Origin of the sequence: uncultured Amphritea sp. (assembly GCF_937127095.1) — a bacterium.
Taxonomy (GTDB): Bacteria; Pseudomonadota; Gammaproteobacteria; order Pseudomonadales; family Balneatricaceae; genus Amphritea.
Genome location: NZ_CAKZLP010000044.1, coordinates 1 through 6,046 on the forward strand (window position 1 = coordinate 1; position 6,046 = coordinate 6,046).

Annotated in this window: 6 protein-coding genes and 1 pseudogene; all 7 read left to right on the forward strand. The window is 48.1% G+C overall.

Annotated features, from left to right (window positions below; all coding sequences use genetic code 11):
- Nucleotides 1-80 precede the first annotated feature (80 nt).
- On the forward strand, nucleotides 81-1,016 hold the full coding sequence (locus Q0499_RS10170) for a chemotaxis protein CheV (protein ID WP_299198944.1): 936 nt from the start codon (nucleotides 81-83) through the stop codon (nucleotides 1,014-1,016).
- A complete protein-coding gene (locus Q0499_RS10175) occupies nucleotides 1,013-1,888 on the forward strand; it encodes a protein-glutamate O-methyltransferase CheR (RefSeq protein WP_299198946.1) in 876 nt (291 codons plus the stop codon). The genes Q0499_RS10170 and Q0499_RS10175 overlap by 4 nt, the downstream gene beginning before the upstream one ends.
- Before the next feature lie 386 nt (nucleotides 1,889-2,274).
- Entirely contained in the window at nucleotides 2,275-2,676 is a 402-nt protein-coding gene (gene flgB / locus Q0499_RS10180; RefSeq protein WP_299198948.1) for a flagellar basal body rod protein FlgB, read from the forward strand.
- Nucleotides 2,677-2,678: 2 nt separating this feature from the next.
- The gene (gene flgC, locus Q0499_RS10185; protein ID WP_299198950.1) at nucleotides 2,679-3,113 is read left to right on the forward strand and encodes a flagellar basal body rod protein FlgC; all 435 of its coding nucleotides are present in this window, start codon (nucleotides 2,679-2,681) and stop codon (nucleotides 3,111-3,113) included.
- Nucleotides 3,114-3,143: 30 nt separating this feature from the next.
- Nucleotides 3,144-3,818 (forward strand): flagellar hook assembly protein FlgD, encoded by a 675-nt coding sequence (locus tag Q0499_RS10190; protein ID WP_299198952.1) that lies wholly within the window; start codon nucleotides 3,144-3,146, stop codon nucleotides 3,816-3,818.
- Nucleotides 3,819-3,831: 13 nt separating this feature from the next.
- Nucleotides 3,832-5,793 carry a flagellar hook-basal body complex protein gene (locus Q0499_RS10195; RefSeq protein ID WP_299198955.1) on the forward strand — a complete coding sequence of 654 codons (1,962 nt, stop codon included), beginning with the start codon at nucleotides 3,832-3,834 and terminating at the stop codon, nucleotides 5,791-5,793.
- 164 nt (nucleotides 5,794-5,957) lie between these two features.
- Nucleotides 5,958-6,046 (forward strand): annotated as a pseudogene (flgF, locus tag Q0499_RS10200) (flagellar biosynthesis protein FlgF); the annotation flags it as partial.

Here is a 6,046-nt window from a genome sequence, read left to right on the forward strand (position 1 = left end):
TATAGTTTCACGCTTAATCCGGAAGTTCGCATTGCAACTCAGGTGGCAATGTTCAGGTAACGCTTAGTACAGAGAGCATCATGTCAGGTATAAACAGTACTGTAAACCAACGTACCAATATGGCGGGACAGAACCGTCTGGAACTGCTTTTGTTCGGGCTGAATGATGACCAGGAATATGGCATCAATGTTTTTAAAGTCCGGGAAGTTCTGACCTGTCCTGAGTTGACTGGTATTCCGAAGCAGACGACGGCGCTAAAAGGTCTGGCGCACATTCGCGGAGAAACAATTCCAGTCATTGATCTTTCTCAGGCGATTGGCGGAGACCCGATTGCCGCTGAGGAGCGATTGAGCTGTTTTCTCATCGTATCGGAGTACAACCGCAGGGTTCTTGCGTTTCTTGTGCGTAATGTTGACCGTATTCTGCCTGCTAAGTGGGATCAGGTTAGCCCGCCACCCATAGAGACCAATGAGAAAAACTACCTGACGGCTGTCGTGCAGCATGACGGGGGCCTGATTGAGATTCTGGATGTTGAACAGGTGTTGGCTGATCTTATACCGGTGAGCACTGATGTAAAAACAACTGTTGTCACTGAAAGTTTCAAAAAGAATGCGGCTCAGTATCATATACTGGTGGTTGATGACTCAAGTGTTGCAAGAACTCAGGTTAAGAAAGCGCTGGAAAATCTGAATATCAAGGTGACAACTGCCAATGACGGTAAAGCTGCACTTGATATGTTGACCCAAATGGCTGATAAAGATCAGCGCATGACCGATATGTTTTTGATGGTGATCTCTGATATCGAGATGCCGCAAATGGATGGCTATACTCTGGTTAAGAAAATTCGGGAAGATATTCGTCTGAAGCCATTGCATGTGATGTTGCATAGCTCCCTGAGTGGTCGTTTCAATCTGGCTATGGTGAAACGCGTCGGTGCTGATGCTTTCATTGGCAAGTTTAATCCCGATGAATTAGCTGAGGCAGTGATTGCGCGCATTGAGTCAGTAGAGGGGTGAATCATACGATACCGAAAGAGGATAGGGCTCTGAACGGCCAGAAAATAAAGATTACGCCACAGGAATTTGAACAGTTCTGCCAGTTTCTCGAGCAGGCTTGCGGCATACTGCTGGCTAAACATAAACAGTATCTGGTAGAGAGTCGCTTAAGTAAAATTCTGCTTGATGGTCAGTTCACGTCGCTGGGACAACTGGTTGTGACGTTTGAGCGTCCCGGTAATAGCCGTTTGAAAGAACAGGTCATTAATGCAATGACCACCAATGAAACCCTTTGGTTTCGTGATATTCATCCCTATGAAATATTAAAAGATAAACTGCTGCCAGAACTGGCAGAGAAGTCCTCTTCTCAGCGATTGAAAATCTGGTCAGCGGCCTGTTCTACAGGGCAGGAACCCTACTCGATCAGTATGATTATTGATGAGTTTAAAGAGCAGAATTCAGGCGCTTTCAGAATGGGTGAAGAGATTATCGCCACCGATATCTCTACCCGGGTGCTGGATCAGGCAAGGCTGGCTGAATATGAGATGCTGGCGCTTGGCAGAGGGTTGTCTCAGGATCGGTTAAAGAAGTTTTTTGAGCCAGGGGTGAGAGACGCCTGGAAATTGCTACCAAAGATCAAGAAGCGGGTCACATTTAAAGAGCTCAACCTGCTGGGAGCCTATAACGGTATTGGCCCATGCGATATCGTATTTTGCCGTAATGTGCTGATCTACTTTTCCTCTGAGCGAAAGCAAGATATTTTGCAAAAAATACATAAAACCCTTAAGCCGGGTGGTTACCTGTTACTGGGTGCCTCTGAATCGATCGGTGAACTGCATAATCTCTTTGAAATGGTTCATTGTCGCCCCGGAATCATCTATCGGGCTAAGTAAAATAAGCGCGCTTCAGGCGCGTTTTTATTTATTTACGGCTGTTGTTTTATTGTCATAAAGGTTTTAAAGCCGTAGCCCGAACGTCACCTAGAGCGTGACTTGCCTGTCGCTCGAAAAAGAATAAAGCCTTGCCGGGAAAGTGCAGGATCGTGATAACGCAACCCGCAACCTGAGTCATTCCTTCCCTGCGTTGCCGTCCTCTGTTTCACCTTGCCGCTTTGCCGCTTTGCCGCTTTGCCGCTCTCCCTCCTACGTTGCCGCTTTGACCCGGATAACCGTTGCCGCTTTAATACCATGTAAATATTAAGCTAATGTTTTAAAAGTAGTTTTTTGTGTTGGTATCGCTTTTGCATTGTTTGGGTAATATGAAACTTTGAGGCAGACCGATGGCAATCAGCTTTGACAAAGCGCTGGGTATTCATGAACAGGCAGTTAACGTCCGTGTTCAGCGTGCTGAAATTTTGGCAAATAATATCGCAAACGGTGATACGCCAAACTATAAAGCCCGGGATATCGACTTTCAAAGTATTTTGCAAGGTGTTCAGGATGGTCAGCAACCATTGAAGATGGCGCGGACCGATGCAGGACACAGCAGTGGTTTGGTCAGCCCTGATTTTGCAGCAGAGCTGATGTACCGGATTCCCACTCAGCCTAGTGTTGATGGCAATACGGTCGATGTTCAGGAAGAGATGGCGCGCTATAGTAAAAATGCGGTCGATTATCAGGCGTCATTTGAGTTCCTGAATAAGAAGTTTAAAGGTCTTAGCAACGCGATAAGGGGTGAATAATCATGTCTCTGGGTAATGTTTTTAATATTGCGGGTTCGGCGATGAGCGCACAGACCGTGCGTCTGAATACCACCGCCAGCAATATGGCAAATGCCGAGAGTGTCAGCAGCAGTGCTGGTGAAACCTATCGCGCCCGCAAGCCTGTATTTGAGCTGAAACAGCTCGAGAACCTACAGCCTGGAAGTCTGCCTATGGGTGTGCAGGCCGGACAGGGCGTTAATATATCAGGGATAGTCGAAAGTGATGCCCCGTTGCGTCAGGAATATAACCCGGATCACCCGATGGCGGATGAGAATGGTTATGTCTACTACCCCAATGTAAATGTTGTAGAAGAGATGGCGGATATGATCTCGGCGTCACGCTCGTTTCAGATAAATGCTGAGATCATGAATACTGCAAAACAGATGATGCAGAAGGCGCTGACTCTGGGCCAGTAAGCTCAGACGATCTGATGTGAGGTTATAGATATGAGTGTTAACGACGTTTCCGGAACGCAATCGGTCTACGACAAGATCAATGCGCAGAATCAGACGGGTTCTACTTCAACTGCAAGTAGCTCCAACGCTGACAGTGAGATGTTTATGAAGCTGATGATTGCTCAGCTGCAAAACCAGGACCCTACCAGTCCGGCTGAAACCAGTGAGTTTATGCAGCAGATCGCCAGTATGAGTACGGTGGAGAATATCGCCAAGCTGAATACGACGATGGAAAACATGTCAGCGTCACTTCTCTCCAGTCAGGCGGCGCTGCAAGCGTCCTCTATGATTGGTCAGGATGTGTATGCCAAAACTGATGTGGCTCAGGTGGCTGAAGCCGGTGAGATCCGGGGCGTCGTTGAGCTGCCTGTGAGTACTGAAAATCTGCGCGTCTCTATCTACGACAGTGCTAATAATCTCGTGGATGAAGTTGAGATGGGTAGTCAGAGCGCAGGCGATCATTACTTTGCCTGGAGTGCCGGAGAGCGCCCTGCAGGGCAGTATCGGGTTGTTGCTGAAGCACAGGTCGATGGTAACTACAAAACGGCTAGCAGTTTTATTGCTTATAACGTCAATAGCGTCACGCTGGGGCAGAACGGTATCGGTATGAAAGTGAATACTGATGCGGGTTCAGTCGACTTCAGCGATGTCAAACGAATAGGTTAATTGGAGAACAATCATGGCGGGTTTTAATACTGCGATAACAGGTCTTAAAGCGGCATCCACTAATCTGGATGTGACCGGTAATAACATCGCTAACTCCAGTACCATTGGTTTCAAAGCCTCACGTACCGAGTTCGGTGATATCTACGCAACCGCAGTCGTCGGTGCTGGCTCAAGTAATGTGGCAGGCTCCGGTGTGACCGTAACGGATATTGCGCAGAACTTTCAGGCAGGGACGACTGAATTTACCAGTAATAACCTGGATCTGGCGATCAATGGCTCTGGCTTCTTTCAACTGGATGATGGTCAGGGCGGTGTCACCTACACTCGTGCCGGTGCCTTTGAACTGAATAAAGATGGGTTCGTGGTCTCCAAGTCAGGTAAATACCTGCAGGGGTATGGATTAGACTCTCAAGGCAACCGTCTGCCAATCGGTAATCTGGCGGTCGATCAGAAAGAGAGCCCGCCGCAGGCGACTGGTAATATAGGTCTGTCATTTAATATCAACGATGCGGCTGACCCTACATTGTTGAGTTCGCCCTATGATAAGGATGTGCCGGCTTCATTCACCTACAGTACTACTGTACGTACCTTTGATAGCCTGGGTAATGAGCACACCGTTAAATACAATATGGTTGAGCAGCGGCCGGTTCGCGATGTTTACGCGGTTGATGTGACATTGCCTACCAGTCTGACGATTAGTGGGGTCAGTGTTAGTTTTGATGCTGCCGGTACGCCTGATCCGGTCGATCTGGATGTTTTGAAGAGTACTGATAAGCGTATTGATACCAGTACGATGATATTCAGACAGGGCGCTGCTCCTGCTCCGGCAGGGCAAGGGTCGCTCAGTTTTGAGACCTTTGCTAAATATAGCAGCTATGGCGATATGCTGATTAATGATGCTAGCGGCATTGATGTTACGCCTGAGCCGACTGAGCGGGATGCTAACGAGAACTACTCTTACACTTTAACTGTGCCTGCAGCCGATACAGAACTCAATATTGGCGGAGTTCCTATCCCAATTACGACCAGTCCGACGGTGCCTACGTTGAATGATATTGCTGATCTTATTCGCTCCAGAGAGACGGATATTAAGGATCGCAACCCCAATGTTGAGTCGATTACCGTTGTAGATGAAGCGGGTGAATTCAGGCTGGATATTCGTTTTAAGGCCGACTACGGTAATATTGGTTCTGAATTTAGTATCGCTGAGACTGATATTGCAACAGGTGCTCCAAGTACTACGGTATTGACGGCGGTTCCTGATCGTACCTTTGAAGGTGACAATAGCTACCGTGGTCAGTATCAGATGTTCGCCTATCTCAACGGTACTGAACTACTCAATATTGGTAAAAGTGTCGACCCGGGGGAGTCAGGTTTTGCAGTTAAGCCGCAGGACACTCTGAGTGAGGTTGGCTCTGTTATGCTGGGCTTTGATCCTACCAGTGGTTTCCTGAATAATGTTAACGGGACGTCTTTTTCCCCAGGAGCTGTGGCTCCTCAGTTGACGATTAAAGGCGCTGATCCGGCGAATACTGAAACGCAGATTACGCTGGATCTGTCGGGTAGTACTCAGTTTGCCTCTGCGTCGATTGTGAAAGCGTCCTCACAGGATGGTTATACCAAAGGTGACCTTATTGGGGTCAGCTTTGCTGAAACCGGTGAGATGGTTGCTGCCTTCTCTAATGGTCAGAAACAAAACCTGGGTGTGGTCGCCTTTGCTACTTTTGAAAACCAGTCTGGCCTACAGCCATCCGGTGATACCGAATGGGGTGCAACACTGACCTCCGGTAATGCGGTGCTTAACCCACCGGGAACCGGTTTGAACGGTAGTCTGCGTTCTGCCGCGCTGGAGCAATCCAACGTCGATCTGTCGACTGAACTGGTAAGGCTGATCGAGGCGCAACGTAACTTCCAGGCAAACTCGAAAACCCTGGAAACTCTGAACACTGTGACGCAGGCTATTTTGCAGATCTGATTGTTTACGCAACAGTGTTTAACTATAAGGCGACTTCGGTCGCCTTTTTTTGTGTCTTTTATAAAGATTGGCACAGCCATTGCATTCTACAGAGGAGTGAATTTTTAACCCTAAAGCGGCAATGTCTGACCGTTTTAGCGTCTGAACGGCAAACGGGGAATCCAATGGATAAAGTGTTGTATCTGGCCATGAGTGGGGCGCGGGAAAATATGCGCTCTCAACAGGCTCATGCGAACAACCTTGCGAATGCGAC

Coding starts and splice junctions, on each gene's coding strand:
- Q0499_RS10195 (WP_299198955.1), top strand. CDS start 3,832: ATGGCGGGTTTTAATACTGCGATAACAGGTCTTAAAGCGGCATCCACT.
- Q0499_RS10190 (WP_299198952.1), top strand. CDS start 3,144: ATGAGTGTTAACGACGTTTCCGGAACGCAATCGGTCTACGACAAGATC.
- Q0499_RS10170 (WP_299198944.1), top strand. CDS start 81: ATGTCAGGTATAAACAGTACTGTAAACCAACGTACCAATATGGCGGGA.
- flgB (WP_299198948.1), top strand. CDS start 2,275: ATGGCAATCAGCTTTGACAAAGCGCTGGGTATTCATGAACAGGCAGTT.
- flgC (WP_299198950.1), top strand. CDS start 2,679: ATGTCTCTGGGTAATGTTTTTAATATTGCGGGTTCGGCGATGAGCGCA.